This window comes from Sunxiuqinia sp. A32 (assembly GCF_052690465.1).
In genome coordinates, this window is sequence record NZ_JBQYLI010000011.1 from 57854 (window position 1) to 82708 (window position 24855).

The following is a 24855-nucleotide window of genomic DNA, read 5'->3' on the forward strand; positions in this document are numbered from 1 at the left end:
TCTAATCTTTATGTTGAGGTAATTTCCGGATAACTTATTTTTGCCTTTTTTGAAAGCGGAAAAAAGAGTGAAGAAAGGAATTAGAAAATTACTTCCGATGGTTCGAAAAGCCGAATGAATTCAATAGATTTGCGTAGTCTTATGCATTCTAAATTAGAAAAGGGATTTTTTATTTCTTAACTTTAAATTAACTTTGTGGTCCGCAAAATTGCAGGCTTTATTATGAAAGATCGGAATTTTAATTACATCAAAGATTTAACCAAGTATCAACGGCAAACTACAACGACGGTGGACATTGGGAAAGTGCCTCTGGGAAGTGAGCATCCTATTCGCATTCAATCAATGACCGATACCGACTCGCGAGATACCGAAGCTACTGTTGAACAGATTATTCGCATTGTAAAGGCAGGAGCCGATTATGTTCGGGTAACCGTTAAAGGAATTAACGACGCTGAAAATCTGCGTAACATTAAAAAAGAGCTCGTTAGCCGTGGTTTTGAGACCCCTTTAATTGCTGATATTCATTTTAATCCAAGACTTGCAGAGATTGCTGCGAAATATATTTCCAAAATCCGAATTAACCCGGGAAACTTTTACGATAAGCGCGCCCGTTTTGAGATGCACCTGTATACGGATCAGGAATATAAAGAAGAGCTGCAAAAGATTGAAGAACAATTTATTCCTTTCCTCGAGATATTAAAAGAAACAAAAACTGCGTTACGAATTGGAGCAAATCAGGGGTCATTGTCCGATCGCATTATGAGCCGATTTGGGGATACGCCTGCCGGAATATCTGAGTCCGTGATGGAGTTCCTGCGCATTTGTAAGAAAGTTGATTTCAGAAACGTAGTTATTTCCATTAAGTCCAGTAATACCCGGACGATGGTTTATACCGTCCGTCTGCTGAATAAGAAAATGCGTTTGGAAGAAATGAAGTTTCCTTTGCATTTGGGAGTTACTGAAGCCGGAGAAGGAGAGGATGGCCGTATAAAATCGGCAGTTGGAATCGGAGCTTTGCTGGCTGATGGTATTGGTGATACAATTCGTGTATCGTTGACTGAGTCGCCTGAAAAAGAAATTCCGGTAGCTCAAAAGATGATCAATCATATTCGCTCCTATGTGGGGCACGAACCCATAAAAGCACCTCTTTTTGCACAAACCAACCCGTTTGAATATGAAAGGCGTTCGGTAAGGCCGGTCATGGATATGGGCGGGAAGCAGGTTCCTGTTGTGTTGGCTGATCTTCGACATAGAAGCTTGTCTGAGATATTGCCGATGCGTGGGAAGCAAATCCCTGAGTATTTCCTGAAGAATGATGAGGTGTACGACATTGAAGGAAACTGTTATCCGATTTTAAGTATTGATGATTATTTGTTTGGTGGAACTCACTGGGGACAGATGAAGTTTATCCGCACCAATAAGCCGGAATTCGACCGTTTTATGAACGAGAATCCAGAGATTATCATGAAGTTGAAGCAAACCCGGAAGACCGTTCTTATCCTTGAAAGTTTTAATAAAAATCCATTTGCAGAATTGCGCGCGTTCTTTATGAACCTGGAAACGCACATCTGGAAAGTGCCGGTGATTATTTATAGGAAATATAAGGAGAGCAGGTTGGAAGATCTACAGATTAAAGCATCGGTGGACTTGGGAGGATTGCTGATTGATGGTTATGGCGATGGAATATGTATCAGCAATGATGGCGATAACATGACTTTCACTGACTTGAAAGATCTTAGTTTCTCGGTATTGCAGGCGAGCCGCATGCGGGTAACCAAAACTGAATTTATTTCATGTCCAGGTTGTGGCCGTACTTTGTTTGATCTGCATGAAACCACTAAAAATATTAAGACACACTTTAAGCACTTAAGTCACTTGAAAATTGGGGTGATGGGTTGCGTGGTGAATGGTCCTGGTGAGATGGGTGATGTTGACTATGGTTTTGTTGGCGCAGGTCCCGGGAAAGTTAATCTGTATAAAGGTCAAAGTCTGAAAAAGAGACACATTCCGTTTGAAATGGCTGTTTATGAATTGGAAAACCTGATTCGTGAAAATGGCGATTGGAGTGATCCGGAGGCTTAATAGTATCCCTCAAAAATTTTATGCAATTTCTTGTCTCTTGCTAAGTGGATGGTCTGTATGCCCAGCGCTTCAGCCCCTTCTGTATTTTGCCTGGAGTCGTCAATAAATAGACTTTCCTCAGCTACAATTCCCGCATTATTGATTACATGTACAAATGAATCCGCCAAGGGTTTTCGCAAACCAATTTCGTGTGAGTAAAAGGTGTCTGAAAACAGATCATCCAGATCAATATCAAATTTCTTGCGAAACAATTGTCTGAAAAAAGAAAGATGAATGGTGTTGGTATTTGAAAAGAGGAATAGCTTAAATGAATTGCTCAATGCCTTAAGTAATTCGACTTTTTCTGCAGGGAAATCAATGATCATCGCACACCAGGCAGCGTTAATTTCTTCATCACTTGTATCAGATGGAAGAAGGCTTCGTATCTCGTTTCGAAATTCAACATCGCTTAGCTGACCTTGCTCCAATTTCAGGAATACCGGGTGGTTGTAGCTCCATCCTCCCTCATCAATCACTCCGGAAAGACCCAGCTTTTCAAATGCCTGAATCGTTTTGAGAGGATCAATATCCAACAGAACCCCGCCCAGATCAAAAATGATATTTTTTATCGTTTGCTTGACAATCATGCCCTCAAATAAACGAAAAATCGTTTAATAAATGATGACAGCTGATGAGAATGAATTGTTGATTTTCACAAAATAAGTTCCGGGTGATAAATTGGAAATGTTCAGTTGGTAATTCTTCTTTCGGACAGATGTAAGCTGTTTTACAGGGCGTCCATCTGCTTGATAAATTGCAATTTCTTCTAGGTTCCCATCTCCCTGAATATTCAGGATTGAGCTTGCTGGATTTGGAAAAATTCGGAAAGATGATTGGCTGTTCATATTACTGACAGCGGTGGCCCCGGGTATTTGCATCTGCATATTTTTCAATTGGAAACTTGAATTCCCGGGAGCGCCCAAAATTCCATAATTAACATACACTCGGAGCTGCGTAATCTTGTCCAATTGATAGGTTCTATCAGGAACTTCATTGAAAGTATATGTGTACTTGTGGAACTGGTCATCGGAGTTAAAACTATTTATTTTGAATAAGTCATTGATGCGAACATTTCCATTGATGTCGACTAAATCAATCCGCATGTTTGACGGTGGATTGGAAGGATCAATTTTTAGATCCAGCGACATTTCATGCAGTTCAGTAAAATCAATTGCTACACCAAAATTGTAATAAATGTATGGATTGTTTAAGGGTGATTGAATAGCATAGTTTACATTCAAAACTTCAGAATTTTCATCTAGGATGAAACTGTTATTCTCGCTAGCTTCTGATTGCCAGACCAGATTATTGGAGAGATCAAGTGGACTGATTGGGAAGGTGTCATCCTCTGGTTTTTGGGCAATGTTAACATGAAACTCATTGGAAAAGACCGTATCACAGGCAGTTCGTATTTCCAGCTGAATATCTCCGGGGATATCATTCCATTGAACGGTGATTTGATTGGTTCCCGCGCCACTGATGATATTGACGCCGTCTGGCAAATGCCACAGGTAGCTCACTCCCTCCACAGGATCAACCTGATAAGTTTGCACTTCGCCGATCTCATTTAAATTGGACCCGATAATCACGGGGGTGGGTATTTTGTTTTGGGAAATGCGAACGTATTCTATTTCCATGGTAGCTTGCGTTAAATTGGGATCAATGCCTTGAGCTCCTCCCCAGTCACCACCAATGGCGATGTTTAGCAGCAAATGGAATCGTTTATCGAATGGCCATTCCTTGTAGGTCTTGTGTTCATTGTTGAAGGTGAAGTATAATTGATTGTCCACATACCAACGCATTTGTTCTTCGGTCCATTCAATGGCATAGACGTGAAAGTTTGTCGTTGCATCAGCGACGGTGATACTTGCTCCTTGCTGGGTTCCAATTCCGTGGTTGTAGGCTTTAGTGTGAATGGTTCCATGCACCACTCCCGGATCGTAACCCACATGTTCCATGATGTCGATTTCGCCACTGGCAGGCCAGCCGCCATATTCCCAATCAGTTGGGAGCATCCATATTGCCGGCCAGGTTCCTTTCCCGGATGGGAGTTTTGCTTTTACTTCAATGCGTCCATACAGCCAATCTCCTTTTTCCCGGCTAACCAATCGCGCAGAGGTCCAGCTCCCATTTGATTTGATTGCCTTGATATATAGCTTGCCATCAGCAATCCAGGAATTGCTTCTACTATTGGTATAGGTTTGCAGTTCATTATTTCCCCAGCCGTCACCGCCTAAGTCATAATCCCATTTTTCAGATGAAGGGGCACCATCTACCTCAAACTCATCAGACCAAATTACCTTATCACATTCGTTCTGTTGAGCAATAGTTTGAGCCGAGATGAGTGTGAGTAGTAACAGGAGTATTATGGATGTACTTAGTTTCATTTTTATATTCGTTTTAAGCAAGTAATAAGGCTTAGTTTATAACTAATTTGGACGTGGCAACAGTTTGTCCGTTTGTCGTTAGTGCCTTTATAAAATACATTCCGGCAGGAAGCATGCTTAAATCAATTTTTGCTGCAAATGTTAGTTTTAAAGCAGTTGTACCATTTAAATTTAAAACATGTAATTCGTCAACCGGTTCAGTATTTTGAACAGTGAAAGTTCCCCTTCCCGGATTCGGGTAAATTGTAAAAGAGTTATCGTTGAACTTGTACTTGGGGATTCCGGTAGCGGTATCGTCTCCAATCTGGATCCAATTGATATTAAATCCATCAGTTGCAGCCTGCACTCTGAGAGTATGTATCCCGCCAGTCAGATTGATTGTATTGCTGATGGTGCTCCAGTTCTGCCAGCCATTGGTGTTATTCAGGCTCTGAGTTAAAACTTCGTTGCCGTCCAGGATAAGCTTTAAGCTGGCATTTCTGGTTGATGCTATTCTAAATTTTACATCATAATCGGCTGATTGAGACACATTGATTTTATATTCCAGCCAATCTCCGGTGTCAATATATCCAACATTGGCAAAACCAGTTTGGTCTGTAGTTTTTTCAATTAGAATTCCACTCATTTGATTGTAGGCTTCCGCTTCAATTGTTCCCGGAATATCAACCAGCTGATTAAGTCTATGCTCCGGCATCTTTTTATACACTTCACCAAGAGCTGTGAGTGTACCATTGCTTCCTAGCAGGTCGATATAAGGAAAGGTTGATGTGCCACTTCCACGACCGATAAACCAAGCATAACGGAAAACATTGGGATTGGATTCCAGACAGTCAACTGCTCCAATCATAAAGTTCATTTGGTCATTCAGATTATTAATATTCCCGTTGTACTCCCATCCTGCAAATTCTGTCAGCCATATAGGCTTATTGTATTTTTCAAATTCACCAATGTACCATTCCAACGCAGCAACCGTATTCATATAGCTGTGTACTGCGATGTGGTCCACTTGGCAATCCGGACAAGCTGCAAAAAAGTCGTCGAGATATTCAAAAGGGTCCGTGTAGGTGGTGCCATTTTCCTGCACACAATTGCCACAGTAATTGACGGCAGGAGCCACTATTTTAAGGTTGAATTCATCTGCAATAGCTTCAAGTCTTGGCCATTGAGCTGCAACTTGAGAGGGAGTCATGTTTGCCTGTTCCAAAAAGTTTGGTTCGTTGAATGCCAGCAGGTATTTTGTTTCAGGATGATTGGATAGAAATTGACGTAGTTTACTTTCACTAAAACTCCCATTCCAAGTCATTGGAACAAACTCAAAACCATAATCTTCAAATACATTGGCAACGGAGCTTTCCGGGGCTTCTGACCAGTTATACCACCAGCTAAGCTCTGGAGAAAGAACTTGCAGATCTTCCGGAGAATGGTGTCCATAGGCAATACCTCGCTTTGAATTCTGCCCTTGAACACCAATCATTCCAACCAATAATGTAAATATTAGAACAGGATATTTCATTTTAGTTAGCTAAAAAGTGATTGCCGCTATTGTTCTCGTTTTTTATAGACTCTGACGTATTCTACTACCATTGATTGCGGAAATATGGAATCGTCAACACCAAATTTTCCTCCCCAGTTTCCGCCAACAGCCAAATTGAGAAGCAAGTGAAACTTTTGATCGAATGGCCATTCTTTATATGAGTTATGCTCATTTTTAAAAGTGAAGAATGGTTCATTGTCCACAAACCATTGAATTTGTTCCTGATCCCATTCGATAGCATACTCATGGAAATCGGCAAAGAGGTTCGGAACTTCAATCGTATTTGCTTTTTGTGTATTGATAGAGTGATTGTAGGATAGCGTATGAATGGTTCCATGAACAACGCCCGGATCGTAGCCAACGTGCTCCATAATATCAATTTCTCCGCAAGCTGGCCATCCCTTGTATTTACTCTCGGTAGGCATCATCCAAATTGCTGGCCAGGTTCCTTTTCCAAAAGGTAATTTTGCTTTCACCTCAATCCGTCCATATTGCCAATCACCTTTTCCTCTGCTGCTTAATCGGGTTGAGGTATAGTTCCTACCTTCATAATCTTCGCGGAGGGCTGTAATAACTAGTTTGTCATCATCAACGCGCACGTTTTTACTGCGCTGATTCGTGTAAAATTGAAGTTCATTGTTTCCCCACCCATGGCTGTTCCCCCGGGTGTCATAACTCCATTTTGCAGTGTCAGGTAAGCCGACATAATCAAACTCATCACACCACACTAATTCATACGGCGAATTGCTCACTACTTCTTTTTTCTCCTTTTTCACGCTACCGCATGAATATCCTGTTGCCACTACTATCAGAAGGAAGAGTTTGATTATTTGTTTCGGCTTCATATGTTTAGTTTTTCTAGTTATCGATTTGAGATCAGCTTTTAAGAATTCATGACGGGTCTATTATGATTTTGAAAAGCGGATATAATTCAGTTTAAATCCACCTTCATCCACGACAAACCTGATCGTTTGAATTCCCTGTTCGAGCACTATGTTATTTACAATTACATCTCTCCATTTAGTTTCTTCATCCGTTTCTACAATGCTCACCTTTTCGGTAATATTCTTTTGGTTGATTTCAAGGTGAAATTTGCCATTACCTGTGTCTCCGGAAACGCGGAAAATTACCTGGTAGCTTCCAGCTTCCTTTACATCCATCGTGTATGCCATCCATTCGCCTGCACGAATCGATCCGACATTAAACCCATTGCTAAAAAAAGAGATGTCTTCGCATTTCTCAATATCAACTCCATCATTCCGGTAGGCCCAGCCTTTGTTCCATTGCGAACTTCCCGGACCGCCTGTGTTCATGAAGTCCTCGTCGCTATAAGCATGCCCAAGGCGTCCCATATCAAAATCAGCTGCATTGAGAACTCCAGGGATTTCGTGCTTTTTGTAAGGGATGGTTTTGCTTTCTGTTTGTTGCCGAAATAGTGCATCAATCACATCCGGATGATATTCGCAGTTCTCAATCATCAAATTTTCGGTGATCTGCATCAGCGTCTCGTAGCAAAAGTCCGGATCAGGAGTCTCACCATTTTTCCACTTTTCCAAAAGTTGGCTGTATGATTGAGTTTTATTGGCAGTCAATGGCCCAACAATCGAACCTATTTTTTTTAATGGCCACCACGACCAGCCTATTTTCTGAGATTCTAGCATATCAATGGTTTCATAAAACCACTGGTTGGAGTTTTCTCCGGATTCGCCCATCCAGAATGGAACATTGTATTGATCACGCCAGTCTAAAAATTGCTGAATGGTTGATTTATCGGTAGCATTCCAGTACTTATGAAAGCTGAACGCCATGTTATTGTCCCATGGGGGAAACATACTAGTCATGTTGTTTGCCCAGCAGTTCCCCTCAATAAAAACAAGATGATTCTGATCGACCTCACGAATCGCATTTGTGATTCGAATCATCAACTCCCGCAATTTTTCATTACTGCTGTCACAGCCATTTTCATGCGTGCCGTTAAAGTTCCAATTTGTTTCATTTATCAAATCGAAGCCACCTATGTATTTTTCATTTGCATAGCGCTCTGCCAATTTTCGCCACAGCGCTACCGTTTTTCGTTTGTTCTCTTCACTCTCCCAAAGGGATGGTTTCGAAGGATCGTAATCTGAAATATCTGCGTTTTTCCCTTGTCCGCCGGGTGCGGCATGTAAGTCCAGAATTACATACATTTCATTAGCCTTGCACCAATCCAACAGTTCATCAACCATCTGAAATCCGGTTTCCAGCCAGGTATCTTGTCCCTTTACTGGTTCCTCTTCAATTGGAAGGGTGAATAAGTTGTAATGCAAAGCGGGCCGTACAGCATTAAAGCCCCATGAAGCCAACGAATCGATATCTGTTTTTGTACAATGATTGGCGAACCAGGCATCGTAGAACTCATCTGTTCGCTCTTTGCCCATGGATGCCTCTATGAGTGCTCGAATTTCATGTTGAGTCCCGGCAAATCCACCGGTGCCCAACATGTACCCTTCCTGTAACATCCAACCGCCTAACCCCATGCTTCGGATGATGAATTCATTTTCGTCCCCATCAACAATGTATTTACCCTTTTGATGCAGGTATTGAGCCGACATCAAAACGGGTAAAAACATAAACAGCAATATAATTCGTGTAGTAAGTTTCATATTTACGTTCATAAGGCTGGTAGTGCTATTTATTAGTTAGTTTTAAATTCATTTTTAGTTAACTGAAAATTCATCATGAAGTCCTTTTGCAGAACTTCCTCCTACCCAAATATCAAAGTCACCAGCTTCGATGATGTAGTCTTTTCCGTTATAGAATTCCAGATCTTTTGCGTTTAGGGTGATTGATATTTTTCTTGTTTCACCAGGGGTAAGACTTACTTTTTTAAATCCTTTTAATTGTTTTACAGGACGGGTAAGGCTACCAACCCGGTCGCGAATATACAGTTGAACAACTTCAATTCCTGCACGATCCCCTGCATTTTTGAGATTTACAGAGACATCAATTGATCCATCGGTTCCCATTGTATTGGAGGATAATTCCAAGTCTGAGTATTCAAATGTGGTATAGCTCAATCCAAAACCAAATGGGAAGAGTGGTTCAAAACCTGCATCCAGGTAGTGTGAAGTATTTCCAAGTGATGTTTGACCAGCTTCAACTGGTATGTCATCAATTGAAGTCCAACTATTGTAATCTGCCGGGCGGCCGGTATTTTTATGAGCATAATACAATGGTACTTGTCCGACAGTTTTTGGAAAAGTGACCGGCAATTTCCCAGAAGGAACCGTTTCTCCAAAGATCATTTCAGCAAGTGCAGGACCTCCCATTGTTCCGGGTGCCCAGGCATATAAAACAGCATCAACTTTATCTAATTCTTTCTCAATGGTCAACTGTCTTCCAGCCATGATGACCAGTACAATTGGTTTTCCTGTTTTTGCAACAGCTTCCAACAATTGAGTTTGAGCACCTCTTAGATTCAGGTCGGCCAAACTGTGTGCTTCTCCAGAAAGAATGGATTCTTCACCAAAGAATAGCAATACTGCATCCGATTTTTTTGCTGCCTTGATAGCATCTGCAAAACCTTCACTGGTTTTAGTACGGCTTGTTTCCAGCCCTTTGGCAAAGTTTATTTTCTTAGCTCCTAGCATGTTGGTTAGTGCGGTCAATGGAGTAACTGTGTTTTCTTTTTTACCATCAAAAACCCAGGTGCCCATTTGGTCGTGTGGTGCATCAGCCAAAGGACCAATTACTGCCACCGAGTTAATTTCTTTTGAAAGGGGTAGTACGTTATTTTTATTTTGAAGTAAGACAAAGCTTTCGCTGGCTGCTTCCTTTGCAATTTGTTTATGCTCTTCAGAAAGAATGGTCTTTTCGGCAAGAGTCTCATCAGTATAAGGATGGTCAAACAATCCCAATCGGAATTTCACTCTTAAGATGTTCGCAACATATTTGTCGATGATCGACATGTCAATTTTGCCTTCATCCAATAAAATTTGCACGTTGGCAACATAACAATCGCTGACCATTTCCATATCCACACCAGCACGCAATGCTTTAAATCCAGCCTCTTTGCTGTCAGCTGCATATCCATGGGCAATCATTTCAGCAATGGAAGCCCAGTCGCTCACAACCATGCCATCAAAACCCCACTCTTCGCGCAGCACCGTTTTTAACGTGAATTCGTTTCCGCTGGCAGGAACACCATTCAGATCATTAAATCCAGACATGAATGTTGCAACACCTGCATCAACCGCTGCTTTAAAAGGAGGTAAATAGTCGTTTCTGAGTAGGTTTTCAGGAATATAGGTTGTATTGTAGTCGCGTCCTCCTTCTGCTGCACCATATCCAACATAGTGTTTGGCACAGGCAGCGATTGTTTTTGGGTCACTCAAGTCTTCACCCTGAAAGCCCAAAACCATTGCTTTGGCCATCGCTGAAGCCAGGTGAGTATCTTCTCCACAGCTTTCCGCAATTCGTCCCCAGCGAGGATCACGTGAAACATCAATCATGGGGGCAAAAGTCCAGTGAATTCCTTCAGATGCTGCTTCCTCTGCTGCCATTGCCATTGCTTTTGAGGAAAGAGCTGGATTCCAACTAGCTGCCATTCCGAGAGGAATTGGAGTGATTGTCCGATAGCCATGAATGACGTCACGTCCGATGATAATTGGGATTCCTAGCCGACTTTCGTCAATAGCTGTTTTTTGAAGCTCGTTAACTCGTTTTGCTCCTATGATATTTAGCATTGAGCCAACTTTGCCCTCTTTGATGGCTTGTTTGGCATTTTCGTCACTACCAAACTGCATGGGATCGAATTGAGACATTTGTCCCAATTTTTCCTGAAGCGTCATTTGTGCAATCAGTTTATTGATTCGAACCTCCGTATTTTGGTCCGCGGAACTTCCTGTTTCACCAGTATTTGAGCTGCAGGAGAAAAGCAGGGTAAGAATGATTAATGCTAAAGGAATGCTATACTTATTCATGATGTTTAATTATAATTTTTTATGGTCTGTATACAATCAACTTTTTAGTAAGAACCTGATCATCTAAAACTATCCTAACCAAGTATTGGCCGCTAGGAATTCCAGCAAGATGTATCAAGCCTTCATTTATATTTTTTGGGTTACTTGCCTTTATGATTTTCCCGTATAAATTGATAATTTGAATTTCGTTGCTTGTAGCTCCAGGGTCGCTGCTGAGCACCTGAATGAAATCGGAAGCAGGGTTGGGGTAAACTTTAAAACTATCAGATTTGAGGATGGAATTAGCAGAGGTTGCTGTCATATCAAAAGCAATCCAGTTCAGGTTAAATTCGCGCTGATTAACGAGCATTCGGAGCGTATATTCACCTTCCGGAAGTTCTGCATGTGCTTCAATCGTTTCCCATTTTTGCCATCCCTGCGTGTATGGAACATTAACCCTGTGCAGATCTTGAATGGTTCCTTCTGAGTCGATTAACTGCAGATCGATTTTACCACCCACACTATTCTCGGAGGCAACCCGGTAGGTAACCTGGTAATTTCCTCCGTCGCGAATCGTCACTACGTAATCAAGATAATCACCCGCATCGGTGTATGCAATGTTTGAACCGCTTCCAATATCTGTACAATCTTCCAGTGCCAATCCATTATTAACAGTGAAATCTTCTGCTTCAATTTTGCCCGGGATTAAATGACGAAATGGTGTTTTATTTTCAATATTTAATGCTGAAAAACTAGCTAGTTGCTGACCAGATTCTGATTCAAGGTTGCCTGCTTCGTAGGATAATAGTGCCACATCGTGACTTCTAATTGGTTCGTCCAGTGTGAGAACTAGTTTAGACGAATCCTGAGTGTCAAAATTAAGAGCGGCAATCGTACGATTCTCTTCATTCACAAGAATTGAAAAATCACTAACATTTAACTCATTTGCTTGATTGAAATGTTTGTTGACTGCTAAGTAAACCTGTTCGCCAGATTCGGAAGAAAATGAATTTAGAATATTAAATGGAACCTGACTAACATCTCCGGTTCGTTCAAAGTGAATGTAATTCAAGTTGAATCCGGCTTTTTCCACATAAAATTTCAATTTATTTTCACCTTGATACAACGCGATGTTTTCAACGGTAACATCTTTCCAGTTTTGCCAGCCAGATGTACTAATTGAAGAAACAGTCCCTGTGATATTTTTACCGTCTGCTTCTAATCGGAAGCGCCCTTGTCCATATTGACTGCTTATTCTGAATGTCAAACTATAAGAGCCGGTTTGTGCTACATTTACTGTATACTGCATCCACTCATTTGCTTCCAGCCAGCCTACATTAAATCCATTGCTTTTAGTTGATTGATCCTGGCACTTTTCAATATCAACTCCATCATTTCGATAGATCCATCCGTTGTTCCAGGTAGCTCCTCCGTTTCCTTTGGTATTCATGATATCGTTGTCATGATAGGCAACATCGTGCCTGCCCATATCAAAATCAACCATGTGTAAGGTTCCCGGGAGGGTAATATTTTTAAAAGGTTTCGAAGTGTTTTCGGTTTGTTGTCTGAACATGGCATCAATCACATCGGGGTGATAATCACAGTTTTCAATCATTAAGTTCTCTGTGATTTCCATGAGGGTGTTATAGCAAAAGTTTGATTCAGGAGTTACTCCCTGACTCCAGGTGTTTAAAAGTTGTTGGTAATCATCTGTTTTTACAACGGTTAATGGACCAACAACTGAACTTATTTTTTTCATTGGCCACCATGACCAACCTATTTTTTGTGATTCCAACATTTGAATGGTTTCGTAGAACCATTGATTGGAGTTTTCACCACTTTCTCCCATCCACATCGGAACATTGTATTCATCTCTTAAATCAAGATATCCCTGAATGCTTCCAACATCGGTTCCACTCCAGTACTTATGAAAACTGTACGCCATATTATCATCCCACGGCGGAAATAAGCCGTCCATGTTGTTGGCCCAACAGTTTCCTTCAATAATAATTAGGTGATTTTGGTCAACTTCACGGATTGCATTGGTGATATCTACCATTAAGTAGTATAGGGGTTCGTTACTGCCTCCACAGCCACTGTTGTCGCTATCAAATCCCCAATTTGTCTCATTGATTAAATCATAGCCCCCGACCCATTTATTATTGGCATATCGTTGGGCGATTTTTCTCCAAAGAGCGATTGTTTTTCGCTTATTCTCTGCACTTTCCCAAAGGGATGGTTTTGAAGGATCATAGTCAGAAATATCAGCGTTTTTACCTTGGCCGCCCGGAGCTCCGTGAAGATCGATAAATACATACATTTCATTCTCGGCACACCAACTTACCAGGTCGTCAAGCATCTTAAATCCCTCAAGTAACCAGGTATCATTTCCGGGGGTTAATTCTTCTTCAACGGGAAGGGTGAATAAGTTATAATGCAGGGCAGGGCGCACAGCATTAAATCCCCAGGATGCGAGTGAGTCAATGTCTTTTTTTGTGCAATGGTTTGCAAGCCAGGCATCGTAAAACTCGTCTGTTCTATCCTTTCCGATGGATTCTTCAATCAGCGAACGAATTTCATGCTGGGTTCCTGCGAATCCTGCGGTTTCCAACATGTAACCTTCTTGCAACATCCATCCTCCCAATCCCATGCTGCGCGAAATAAATTCGTTATTATCGCCATCAACAATATATTTTCCCTGTTGATGCAGATATTGCGAAAATGCTGTATGGTTCAAAAGGACGAATACAAGAGTAGCCGTGATTGAAAGGATCTTCAACTTCATAATTAGGAAAATATGCTTACCCACTCACATTGGTGGGTAAGCATGTTAGAATTAATATTTTAAAAACTTGCGGATTTTAATCCTTCTACGTGAGGTCCTGCTAACTCATCGAAATAGAATTCGTGAGTACCCACATTTCCACCGGATTCATTTGCATTAAGCATGATCCTGATAATATTGTAGAAATCATGATTGTAATAATCGTCATTTGCTACGTCGTAAGAAACCGGATCAGACCACCACTTCCAACCTTCAGCACCCGCCTGTACGGCGGCTCCTTCGAAATTGAATTCGGCAATTTCCCATGCTTCATCTTGTTGGATGGTGTATCTTAACTCAGTTCCTGTTTGCCATGCATCTCCACCCTTATCTGTGTTTTCAAGTTTCAATAGGACTTCGTCACCAGCTTTTCCATAAACCATTAGTTTAAATGTGTGTGCCTGACGTAAGTCAAAACGGTATCCAGCAGGTAATTGCATATTCGCATTTGCCCATGCCTGATCAGTTTTGGAATAAAAGGCAACCTTTGAGCTTTTGTTTGGATAGATACGACTTGGATTATCCGTTACAAATACGTCACAATCCTCACCAGAAACCGGTGCAAGCTGAACTTCAGTGAAATCAACATACAATACTTGCTCAGCCAAAAGGAAAGGCACGTAATCAGGATGATTTTCAGCAATTACCGCAGAGAAGGTGCTTTCTTCGTCTCCAACTGAAGTGGTAACTGTAACTTTAACCGGGTAAGTTCCCTTGCGCATGTATACATTGCTCACAACGTCCGTATAGCTCATGGTTTCTTTAACTGTTCCATCGCCAAAGTCAACAGTTACTTTATCAATAGACTGTCCGGCAGGAATATCTGCATTGGAAACGCTTACCTGATATTCATTGATTTCAGTACCAGCATCAAGTGCTACATCAAAGGTTACTTTTGGCTTTTCATATTCCTTATTACGCAGGAAGAAATGCCATTTGGTCCAGTTTTCGTAAGCACTGAAACAAGCTAATTCCAGATAATTTTCAGAGATATTTAGAATCTCATATTCATTGTTTAGTGCACCTACATCAAGTCCTGGAGCAATTGGAGTTTCACTGTTAATTCCTAAATAAAGCTTTCCATTTCGTTCGGTAATTGACCATGTTCCGGTAACTGGAGTATCGTAATCTACATCATAATCATCTTTATTTTGACGTGGATTCAAGTATACATTTGCCAGGGCAGGATCATCTTTCATATAACCCTTTACATAGCTCACACCTTTATTGTCGTACTTAATCTCAAAACCATTCAGGTAGAATGTTAATTCATCGTCATAAGCGCCTGTTCCTTCTTTAACAAACGGATCAGCAGACCACCAATCCAAGCCTACACCGTCGGCAAGGTTTGCATCACCAACACCAAAGTGCCCTTTGGTTTCAGCATCTACAACCCAGGTTTTTCCATCCAAATCATCAACACCTCCTGTTAGGAATACGTACTTTGGATCGGTGAAAATGGAATAGTCTGTTTCAGTTGTTGTTAAAGACTTAGAAACAGAAGCTTCGCCACCATTGGTTTTAACAGTCATCGTAATGGTGTAATCTCCAGGAAGTGGATAGTAACCTACCGCTTCTTCTCCGGTTACTTTTGAGTTGTTTCCCAGGTTAAATGAAACAGTTTTAATACCATTAATTTGTGGGCTCAAATATTCCAGGTTGTAATGATATGCATCATCTCCCGGTGCTATTGAGAAATCCAGGGTACTTGCGTCTGGAGCAGGAACGATCCCAGCATCTGGTTTGTCATCCATGTAGGGCTCACAGGCAAACAATATGGCTAGCATAGAGATCCAAATCAGCCCAAAATATCTTTTATTTTTCATTATTTTCATTTTTATTGTTTATTCAAATCAAACTTGCATTTACCTATTTATAAGCAGGTACAAATTGGCTCAACACTCCCTCGTTCGTATTTCTCAGTTCACTAGCTGGGATTGGAAACATTCCCCATGTGTCTGCTTTGAAATTTCGAGGGGTAAAATGAGCTAAGTTTGGAATATCCTGAGGCACGTTAAAACTTGCGTTTATTTTTTCAGCAGCATAGTCGTTTCCTCTTCTTAATAGATCCCATTTTCTTGAACCTTCACCAGCCAATTCAACACGACGTTCGTGATAAATGTCATCTAGTGTGATTGACGATTTTGCGGCACCGGCTCCCATCGCGCGAGTTCTTACCTGGTTTAAGTAGCCAGCAGCTTTTGTTGGATTGTCATTAAGGAATAATTCAGCTGCCATCAACAAGACATCAGCATAACGAATGTCCATGAAGTTTTTAGGGAAGTTGTGAGCTGGATCGCCACCTGAGCCAAGGTATGCCTTTCTGGCCAGGTACTTGTTATTAAAGTAACCGGTATTCATAAAAGCCCGGGTGTAGTCATCCAGTTTTTCCTCCGCATTGTAAAGCGAAACGTCTTTCCTTGGATCTCCAGCTTCAAATTCGTTAACAAGGCTCCATGTTGGAACAGCCAATGACCAGCCTGCAAAAATTGCATCGTTGTCTCCGACAGGGTTCCGTGGACCTATCCATACACACATAAAGTTTCCGTTTATATTCCAACCACCCCAGTCGCCTGATTTAGCTTTATCGGAATATTGAATTTCAAGAATAGACTCTTCATTATTTTGGTTGTCCCAATCAAAAAGATCAGCGTAATTAGGAACCAAAGAATAAGCATTGCTTGCAATGACTTCTTCAAGTGCTGATTGAGCATAGCTTTTGTCGATTGTTGTACTTCCATTGCTCCAGGAGGATAATCCAAGTGTTGGTTTAGCAAAGCCTTCATGATACATATAGATTCTGGCGATTAAAGCTTGTGCAGCTCCTTTGGTAATGCGTCCGGTTTCTTCCGCTGGAATTTCGTCGGCTGTTGGCAACACCGCTACTGCTTTTAATAAGTCAGTTGCAATTTGAGTAAACAACTCATCCGGAGAATTTTGAGGAATGGACTTATAGTCTTCTACGGATGGCAACACTTCTAAAATAAGTGGAGTAGAACCATAATGACGTACTAAATCCCAATAGAAGTAGGCACGGATAAACAAAACTTCTGCTTCCATTCTTTCCTTTAAACCTTCTGTTTCCCATTCAATTTCTTCCTGTTTTTGTAGATACAGGTTAGCACGGTAAATACCAGAATAACACCTGTTCCACAGGTCTCCTGCAGTATTATTCTCGGCAGTCATGTTAAACATTTCCATGTCGTGCCATTGAGACATGTCATTTGCGTTGGCGCCACCAGCGAAAGCGTCGTCTGAGAAAATATCCGACATTACCGGAACGAACTGCCAATTCTGTACAGCGTAGGCATCATAAACAGCGGTAACGGCTAATAAAGCGTCATTTTCTGTTTTGTAATAGTTTGCTTCTACTTGTCCTGTTTTCGGTTCCAATTCAAGGAAATCTTTTGTGCAAGAAACTTGAATGAACATTAGGGCAATGAAGCTGAATATATATATTGATTTATTTTTCATTTCATTTATTTTTTAAATGTTCACATTAAAAAGTAATATTTACACCACCAAGAATTGTGCGGGCTTGCGGATAAATACCATGGTCAATACCATTGTCAAATACACCACCACCAATTTCAGGATCATATCCTTTGTATTTGGTAAATGTTAAGAGGTTCTCTCCCGATACGTAGAAGCGTACCCGATTTAATTTTAGATAATTGGTTACGCTTTTAGGAAGCGTATAACCCAAAGTCATATTGCGCAATCTTACGAAACTTCCATCGTGAACGAAGAAGTCGCTCACTGTTTGCATGTTTTGGTTATTATCGACAAATGTTACACGAGGATATTCATTGGATGTTCCGGGTCCTGTCCAGCGATTCAGCCAATCTCCACGGTAGTTTGTTTCGTTCATATCATAACGTCTTGTTGCATCATAAACTTCTTGGCCCAATGCTGTATATACAAACATATTGAAGTCGAACCCTGCATATTCCAAATTCAAATTCAAACCTCCTGTGAAGTCAGGATGCGGAGAACCTAAGTTCACGCGGTCTCCATCACCAATACTTCCATCACCATCTTCATCAATAAATTTGATGTCACCAGGTTTTGCACTTGGTTGAATTAATCCTCCGTCTGAATTGACATAGGCATTGATCTCATCCTGTGTTTGGAAAATACCATCAGTTTGTACACCGTTGAAGTATCCCATTGGAGAGCCAACTTTTGCATAAATCACATCACCCTGGCCAAATCCACCGCCACCGCCTTGAAGACGTTTTTCAGAGTTTTTAATATCAAGAACTTCATTCTTGTTGTAGGCTCCGTTGATAGAAGCACTGAAGAATAATTTTCCAAAATTCTTTTTGTAAGCGAATTCTGCTTCAAAACCTGAGTTCCTTACTGATCCACCATTAATTGTTGGAGCAGAGTTTCCAACCAATAATGGCACGGGAGCAGTTACCAACCAGTCTTTGGTCGTTTTGACATAGTAGTCAAGTGTAATTCTTAAACTGCTTTCCAAGGTTGCAACATCTAACCCAATGTTGGTTTGTTCAGAAGTTTCCCATTTCAATGAAGGGTTTGCGATTTTTGTTGGTTGAGTACCATTGTATTGTGTTTTATTATCGCCGAAGTAATAGATGTTTTGGTTTCCAATAATGGAAGTGTAACCAAAATCACCAATGTTTTCACTACCGTTTTGTCCCCAGCTGGCACGTAATTTAAGCATGTCTAAAAATGAGGAAGTATTGCTCATGAAACTTTCTCTGGAGATTACCCAACCAGCAGATACTGATGGGAAATAACCATATTTATTTTCTGAACCAAAACGAGAAGAGCCATCACGACGGATTGTGGCAGTCATCATATAACGATCCATGTAATCATAGTTTACACGACCGAATAAGGAAGATACAGTGTGTTCTGCATAACCACCACCGGCATTGATACTTTCCGGATCTGTTCCATTGTCAATATAGGAATGTTCGAAATCATCAAAGATGACATCTTTCTTGCTTCCTGAAAGGTTGTCGTGGAAGTCTTTAAACGCTGTCATACCGGCCATTACGGTAAAGTGATGGTCCGCAATAGTTTTATCGTAAGTTAAGACATTTTCAAAGTTCCATCTTGACCAGATATCCATAGATCTTGAAGCCTCATCTGCAACAGTAAAGTGCATTGCATCTAAATAATACAGAGGAGTGTAACCTCTGGTATCAACCAATGACATCTCTCCACTGTAGGTTGTTTTAAATGTAAGCCCTTGCAGTGTCTGATCAATTTTTCCGAAATCGACTTCTGCAAAAAGACCTCCAACAAATTTGCTGGTTTTAGTTTCAGAGTTAACCTGATCCAATTGAGCAATTGGGTTAGTTATTTCCTGAAGACCAATACCTACTTGTTCTGGCACAGCCCATGATCCATCTTCATTTTTCACAGGAATAATTGGCGGCATGTTTAATGCTTGAGCCAATCCGTTTCCAAAGTGGCTGTTGGTATCAATTCCCTTGCTGGTGATTCGAAGAAGGTTGATGTTTGAGCCTACTTTTAAGAATCCAAATTCACCAACTGTATTTAAGCGGTATGCAAATTTTTCAAAATCAGATTTACCTTTTGCAACAATACCTTCTTGCTTAAAGTAATTCAAAGAAGATGAATAACTGATTTTTTCACTTCCACCAGTAAATGAAATGGAATGATTTTGCTTTGGAGCATCATAGTTAAACATTTTATCTTGCCAATCAGTATCGGCCGTGAAACCAGAAATGTCTGCTGCTGAGAATCGAGCCACTCCGCTTCCATTTAGTGATGCCTCGTTGGTTAGAGCAACGTATTCCTGAGCGTTTAGTACATTAATTTTTTTCCATGGATTTTGTACTCCATAATATCCATCATAACTAACCGTAAAACGTTCATTCTTTTTACCGGTTTTAGTTGTAATCAGGATTACTCCATTTGCACCCCTTGCTCCATAAATAGCACTTGAAGCTGCATCTTTCAAAACTTCAATTGATTCAACATCACCCGAGTTAAGGAAATCAATTCCCTCCCGGCTCATTGGTAAGCCATCTACAATATATAATGGTTCTGCATCACCATTGGTGCCAATACCACGAATACGAATTGAAACCTGATCGCCTGGTTGGCCTGAGTTGCTGGTAATAACAACACCTGCAGTTTTTCCCTGAAGTGCTTGTGATACCCGCATATCTGAAGTTTTCTGAAGTTCGTCCCCTCCAACCTTACTAATTGCGCCGGTAACCAAACTTTTCTTTTGAACACCGTACCCAACTACAACAACTTCATCCACATCAAACGCATCACTTTCAAGTACTGCATTAATAATTGAATTACCTTCCACACTTATCGTTTGGCTTTTCATACCGATGTAAGAAAAGACTAGTGAGGCATCTGCCGGAACATTCAGTGTATAATTACCATCAAAATCGGTAATTGTACCATTAGTTGTCCCCTGAACAGATACTGATACCCCCGGCAGGGATAGTCCATCTTCTTTAGCGGTTACATTACCCTGTACAGTAATTTCCTGGGCAAATAAACCTATGCTAAAGACAGAACAGAATAAGAAAAATAAGATTCTTTTCATAAGTTAAGTTTTTAAATAGCAAATAAATTTTCATCAAATCTTGGATCAAAAATGTATTCACTTATTTGCATATGAAAATAAATTCCTACTTCAATAATACTACATATGCCCATTCATCACCTATACAAAAATACTACACGTAAAATACTAATAAACAGTAAAACAGTTTATTAGGCAGATTGAGTGTCTGTGATTAGATACATCATAGCAGAGTATGCTTTACAACAGGATCTAAAAAAGTGTAATCGGAAGGATTAAATATTGGAAATAAACGTGCCAAGGTTGGTGTCCCGGTCAATGTTTAATTTTTTTCGTAAACGGTAACGGCTTATTTCAATTCCACGTACCGATATGTTCTGAAGAGTTGCAATTTCTTTTGTGGAAATGTTCATTTTAATATACGCACATAGTTTTTGTTCGCGAGGAGTGAGTGACGGAAATTTCTCGGAAAGTCTTTTGAAAAAGTCTTCGTGAACTTCATCAAAGTAGGTTTCAAATAGCTCTTTTTGTTTTTTATCGTCAAACTCTTTATCAATTCGATTGATGATTAAACTAATTTTCGACTTGAGGGAACTGTCTGAAACCTGCCCTTGGAGACTCCTTAGTTCAGATTTTAATTTACCCATAAACTTATTTTTTTGCACTAAGCTCATGGTTTGGTTGGCAAGCTCTTTATCAAGATGGATCATTTTACCTCTTAATTGATCGTTACGAAGTTTGATGATCTCTTTTTCGGATATTAACGCTTCGCGCTGGAAGTGTTGCACTTTTTTCCGATACTCTTGAAGGTGTTTCAAGCGTTCTTGCCGCCTTGATACTTGCATCCGGTGGTATACCCACCAAATTAGTAAGCCAATCAAAATTAGCCCGGAGAGTGTATACATTATATAAGCCAAGATGGATCTGTACCATGGTGGCTGAATGTAAAATGGGAGAGCAGCTACCGTACTTTCGTTGCCGTAGGGATTGATTGCCTTTACTTTAAATATGTATTCTCCTTCCTTCAGGTTCATAAAATCACAGCTTGCCTCTTCGCTCCAATCTGTCCATTCAGAGTTGTAGTTTTCAAGGAAGTAACTATATCTTATTTTGTCATTGTTTTTATAATCGGGGCTTGAATAAGTGAATTTTAGGTTGTTCCCTTTAAAGTTGAATGTTAACGAATCAATTGGTATTTCACCCTTAACTAATGCAGGGTAAAAGGCTTTTCCATCATTTTGGTTGATGATTTCCCGTAAAAAGGTTTTGAAAGGAATGTCATTTCCCGACTGATAAGAAGGAGTGTAATGGGCTAATCCATCTTCCAAAGTGATAAATGTGTTTTGCATATCAACAACATTGATATGCTGAAATCCGGCAATTATTCTTCCTGATAACTTTTCAAATGGAGCGATTACTTTTGTGTAAGTCCCGTCTTCCTGAAATCGGAGTACACCGGGTATGCCTTGATCTGTAAACCAAATGTTCCCATATTGATCTTCCACCAAATAATCAACACTATTATTTTCTCCAAAAATATTATTGTAATACGCCGAGCGTTCAAATTGTTTTTCTCTTTCATTATACACATAAATTCCACTCGGTGTGGCATATAGTATATTCGTTCCAATAACCATTAAGTTGTTGTAGATATCATCGGGCAACCCATCTTTTGAATTGTGGAATACATAATTGGTAACACTATCCAATTGCTCATTTAGTGTAATTTCGAAGACACCTTTAAAGCCGTGACTCATCCACAAAACGCCATTTTCATCTTGTGCAATGAGCTTTGACGATTCATCGAAGCCTTTTATTTGCCCCACAAATTCATAAGATTTTTGGTCTTCTGTTAACTTGAAAAGTGTCAGGCCACTGTAATTCCCGCCAATCAAATAATTGTCATTTTGGATTGGCTCCATAAATATCCAACCACCCTTTATGTCTGATATTTGAGTCGCTGCTTCATCGTTGATCACATATGCACCATTGTCATGCCCACATAAAATGACATGGTGGTGGACACCCAGGTACCATACCTGCCCAACTGTTTTAGGTATAAGCCTAAAGCCTTTTTCATCAATTTCCAATTTCTCTGGCCAGTCTTTAACGAATAAGCCATGGTTAGTACCCACGTATAGTTTCCCATCATGAACCAGTGAAGTGTATGTCGATCCCAATCCTTCAGTATCGTACATGAATGTAAATGGTGAATTAATATCAATATAGTCAATTCCGTTATCCAAACCCAGCCAGATATTTTCATCCTGATCGGTTCCAATGCTTAAGATTGTGTTGTTCTGTAGACCTTTCTTTTTATTGATGTGCTGTATTATTTTTCCTGTTTCGTCGGTAATCATTAATCCATTTTGGATCGTACCAAATGCATAATAAACGTCCTTGAACTTAGTGGCAGAGAAGATCTGGTTGTTAATTAAGAAATCATTTGCCTCTCCTTTCCAAGGAGTGACAGATTCCCCATTATGTATGTATACACCATTGTTTGCAGTACCAATTAGAACCCGGTTGTTGTAAATTGGAAGTATTGACCAGATTTCTTTGTTATTAAGGAGGTTAAAGCCACTTAGTATGTGAAATTGTCCTTGACGATATTCTTGTAACCCTTCGACTTCATCTTGAACCCATAATTGTCCATTCACATAAAATGAAAATCGAAGACGATTCTTAACCTTGGCCTGGAAAATATGTCCATCACGATAAATAAACAGGTGGGTATATGATTGAAAAACAACACCGAAATTAGTTATGTGAATTCGCCAGATTTCTTCGAAATTTCGATCCTCAGCCGGCACCAGATCTTTCAGTGAATGATACTGAAGTTCTCCTTTGTCGTCAGCTTCCATGTAGCCAAAATCATTCTGTTGGCCTATGTAAATTCGATCGTTCTCGTCAACTTTAATTGATCTGATAATCGATTGGTTTGGCAAACTATAAAGATGCCATTGAGCTCCGTCATATTCCAGAAGGCCACTGTTGTTTGCAAAATACATGAAGTTTTTGCTGTTCTTCTCTATTTGCCAGTTTTGAGTGCTCGCCTCATACTCCTTTTTCGTGAAATTCTGGATATCAGGGACACCAACGTTTTTTAATTGTGCAAAGGAAAATCCACTGACTAGTAAGGAAATAACAAGAATGATATTTTTTCTTACGATATGCCCCATCTAACAAATATATAGATTTTCAGAATTTTCAGATCAAGCATTCTTTAAAATACTGCAAGTACCTTATTTTTGCCTCAAAAAGATTTATTTATGAAAATCGGACTAATTGGTGCAATGCAAGAGGAAATTCTTCTTTTTAAGAAGGATATCAATAATTTAACTGTTGAGCGAAAAGGATCGCGCAATTTTTATTTGGGAACGATTGGAGCAAATGAAGTTGTGATGTGTCTTTCCGGTTGGGGAAAAGTTGCAGCATCGTCCACAGCTACCAGTTTAGTAAACCTTTATAATGTCGATCGTCTGCTTTTTATTGGATTGGCAGGATCGATGCAAAACTCACTGGAGATTGGAGATATTGTAATTGCGGACCGTCTGGTTCAGCATGATGTTGATCTTTCGCTGCTTCAAGGGTACGAGGGGATAAAAAGCCCATTTTGGTTAGATTTTTCTTTTTCAGTTCCCGAAAAATTGGTAGAGGACGCAAAAGTGGTTTGCGAAACATTTTGCCAAAGGTTGGCAGATGGTCATTATCCTGAAATTGACGGAGGATACCAACCTAATATTTTTGTTGGAACTGTGGGAACAGGGGATCAGTTTGTTGCTTCCAGCGAAAGCAAAAGGCAAATTGGGGAGAAGATACCTGATATTCTTTGCACGGAGATGGAGGGAGCTGCTATTGCCCAGGTTGGTGCTGATTATGATATTCCCTGCATGGTAATAAGAATAATTTCAGACAAGGCGGACGAAAAGGCGAATCATGCTTTTTCAAAATTTCTGTTTGAGCACATCAGCCAAATTTCTGTGGAGATTGCCAAATTAATGTTTGAATAATTATTGTTTTGTTGAAAATTGGCACGGCGTTTGTTAAACCTATTGAACCATAGAAAACCTCCACAAAGCCGTGGAAACAATTAGATAATTTAGAAAATAGTTTAGTAAAGATCAGAAAAGGGAGCTCAAATCGAGCTCCCTTTCTATTTGGTAATAATATCTTTGATCTTATAATAAGGCTTCAACTTTTTCAGCAAGCGCAGCTTTTGGGGCAGCACCAACATGCTTGTCAACTACTTCTCCACCTTTGATGAAAAGGATTGTAGGAATATTGCGAATACCAAATTTTACAGCTGTATCCGGATTGCTATCAACATCAACTTTAGTAACCAATAATTTTCCTTCATAGTCTTGCGATAATTCTTCAACCACGGGCGCAACCATACGGCATGGGCCACACCATTCTGCCCAAAAATCAACTAACACAGGTTTGTCTGATTTCAAAACAACCTCTTCAAAATTTGCATCATTTACTTCTATTGCCATAAC

The 24855-nt window shown here is 40.2% G+C and carries 14 protein-coding genes; 2 read left to right on the plus strand and 12 right to left on the minus strand.

The genetic code is table 11. From position 1 onward, the window contains the following. Positions 1-222 precede the first annotated feature (222 nt). Positions 223-2082 carry a (E)-4-hydroxy-3-methylbut-2-enyl-diphosphate synthase gene (gene ispG, locus ACUNWD_RS12565; RefSeq protein ID WP_445588167.1) on the plus strand — a complete coding sequence of 620 codons (1860 nt, stop codon included), beginning with the start codon at positions 223-225 and terminating at the stop codon, positions 2080-2082. Here the strand turns inward: ispG and ACUNWD_RS12570 are convergent. From ACUNWD_RS12570 to ACUNWD_RS12620, 11 genes are all read right to left on the minus strand, one after another. Continuing rightward, the gene (locus ACUNWD_RS12570) at positions 2079-2708 is read right to left on the minus strand and encodes an HAD family hydrolase (RefSeq protein ID WP_445588168.1); all 630 of its coding nucleotides are present in this window, start codon (positions 2706-2708) and stop codon (positions 2079-2081) included. The genes ispG and ACUNWD_RS12570 overlap by 4 nt on opposite strands. Before the next feature lie 24 nt (positions 2709-2732). After that, complete coding sequence (locus tag ACUNWD_RS12575; protein WP_445588169.1) at positions 2733-4508, minus strand: family 16 glycosylhydrolase; 1776 nt, start codon at positions 4506-4508, stop codon at positions 2733-2735. Between the two features lie 31 nt (positions 4509-4539). Next, a complete protein-coding gene (locus ACUNWD_RS12580; protein WP_445588170.1) occupies positions 4540-6021 on the minus strand; it encodes a glycosyl hydrolase in 1482 nt (493 codons plus the stop codon). A gap of 26 nt (positions 6022-6047) precedes the next feature. After that, a complete protein-coding gene (locus tag ACUNWD_RS12585; protein ID WP_445588171.1) occupies positions 6048-6887 on the minus strand; it encodes a glycoside hydrolase family 16 protein in 840 nt (279 codons plus the stop codon). Between the two features lie 60 nt (positions 6888-6947). After that, positions 6948-8684, minus strand: a complete 1737-nt coding sequence (locus ACUNWD_RS12590) for a cellulase family glycosylhydrolase (RefSeq protein WP_445588172.1) — start codon at positions 8682-8684, stop codon at positions 6948-6950. A gap of 54 nt (positions 8685-8738) precedes the next feature. After that, a complete protein-coding gene (locus ACUNWD_RS12595; RefSeq protein WP_445588173.1) occupies positions 8739-11003 on the minus strand; it encodes a glycoside hydrolase family 3 N-terminal domain-containing protein in 2265 nt (754 codons plus the stop codon). Between the two features lie 19 nt (positions 11004-11022). Then, positions 11023-13767: a carbohydrate-binding protein gene (locus ACUNWD_RS12600; RefSeq protein ID WP_445588174.1), complete on the minus strand. Its 2745-nt coding sequence runs from the start codon at positions 13765-13767 to the stop codon at positions 11023-11025. A 59-nt stretch (positions 13768-13826) separates the two neighbouring features. Then, positions 13827-15632 carry a PKD domain-containing protein gene (locus ACUNWD_RS12605; protein WP_445588175.1) on the minus strand — a complete coding sequence of 602 codons (1806 nt, stop codon included), beginning with the start codon at positions 15630-15632 and terminating at the stop codon, positions 13827-13829. Between the two features lie 43 nt (positions 15633-15675). After that, complete coding sequence (locus ACUNWD_RS12610) at positions 15676-17280, minus strand: RagB/SusD family nutrient uptake outer membrane protein (protein ID WP_445588176.1); 1605 nt, start codon at positions 17278-17280, stop codon at positions 15676-15678. A 25-nt stretch (positions 17281-17305) separates the two neighbouring features. Then, complete coding sequence (locus ACUNWD_RS12615) at positions 17306-20374, minus strand: SusC/RagA family TonB-linked outer membrane protein (protein ID WP_445588177.1); 3069 nt, start codon at positions 20372-20374, stop codon at positions 17306-17308. Between the two features lie 254 nt (positions 20375-20628). Further along, positions 20629-23535, minus strand: coding sequence for a triple tyrosine motif-containing protein (locus ACUNWD_RS12620; RefSeq protein WP_445588178.1), 2907 nt, complete (start codon positions 23533-23535; stop codon positions 20629-20631). A 90-nt stretch (positions 23536-23625) separates the two neighbouring features. Here ACUNWD_RS12620 and ACUNWD_RS12625 point away from each other — a divergent pair, with 90 nt between their 5' ends. Further along, positions 23626-24366, plus strand: a complete 741-nt coding sequence (locus ACUNWD_RS12625) for a 5'-methylthioadenosine/adenosylhomocysteine nucleosidase (RefSeq protein ID WP_445588179.1) — start codon at positions 23626-23628, stop codon at positions 24364-24366. Between the two features lie 168 nt (positions 24367-24534). Here ACUNWD_RS12625 and trxA read toward each other — a convergent pair whose 3' ends face one another. Next, on the minus strand, positions 24535-24852 hold the full coding sequence (trxA, locus tag ACUNWD_RS12630) for a thioredoxin (RefSeq protein ID WP_445588180.1): 318 nt from the start codon (positions 24850-24852) through the stop codon (positions 24535-24537). Positions 24853-24855: the final 3 nt, after the last annotated feature.

Excerpts from the sequence above, each read along its gene's own strand:
- ACUNWD_RS12625 (WP_445588179.1), top strand. The coding sequence starts at position 23,626 with ATGAAAATCGGACTAATTGGTGCAATGCAAGAGGAAATTCTTCTTTTT.
- trxA (WP_445588180.1), bottom strand. The coding sequence starts at position 24,852 with ATGGCAATAGAAGTAAATGATGCAAATTTTGAAGAGGTTGTTTTGAAA.
- ACUNWD_RS12620 (WP_445588178.1), bottom strand. The coding sequence starts at position 23,535 with ATGGGGCATATCGTAAGAAAAAATATCATTCTTGTTATTTCCTTACTA.
- ACUNWD_RS12570 (WP_445588168.1), bottom strand. The coding sequence starts at position 2,708 with ATGATTGTCAAGCAAACGATAAAAAATATCATTTTTGATCTGGGCGGG.
- ACUNWD_RS12585 (WP_445588171.1), bottom strand. The coding sequence starts at position 6,887 with ATGAAGCCGAAACAAATAATCAAACTCTTCCTTCTGATAGTAGTGGCA.
- ispG (WP_445588167.1), top strand. The coding sequence starts at position 223 with ATGAAAGATCGGAATTTTAATTACATCAAAGATTTAACCAAGTATCAA.
- ACUNWD_RS12600 (WP_445588174.1), bottom strand. The coding sequence starts at position 13,767 with ATGAAGTTGAAGATCCTTTCAATCACGGCTACTCTTGTATTCGTCCTT.
- ACUNWD_RS12575 (WP_445588169.1), bottom strand. The coding sequence starts at position 4,508 with ATGAAACTAAGTACATCCATAATACTCCTGTTACTACTCACACTCATC.
- ACUNWD_RS12610 (WP_445588176.1), bottom strand. The coding sequence starts at position 17,280 with ATGAAAAATAAATCAATATATATATTCAGCTTCATTGCCCTAATGTTC.
- ACUNWD_RS12615 (WP_445588177.1), bottom strand. The coding sequence starts at position 20,374 with ATGAAAAGAATCTTATTTTTCTTATTCTGTTCTGTCTTTAGCATAGGT.
- ACUNWD_RS12580 (WP_445588170.1), bottom strand. The coding sequence starts at position 6,021 with ATGAAATATCCTGTTCTAATATTTACATTATTGGTTGGAATGATTGGT.
- ACUNWD_RS12590 (WP_445588172.1), bottom strand. The coding sequence starts at position 8,684 with ATGAAACTTACTACACGAATTATATTGCTGTTTATGTTTTTACCCGTT.
- ACUNWD_RS12595 (WP_445588173.1), bottom strand. The coding sequence starts at position 11,003 with ATGAATAAGTATAGCATTCCTTTAGCATTAATCATTCTTACCCTGCTT.
- ACUNWD_RS12605 (WP_445588175.1), bottom strand. The coding sequence starts at position 15,632 with ATGAAAAATAAAAGATATTTTGGGCTGATTTGGATCTCTATGCTAGCC.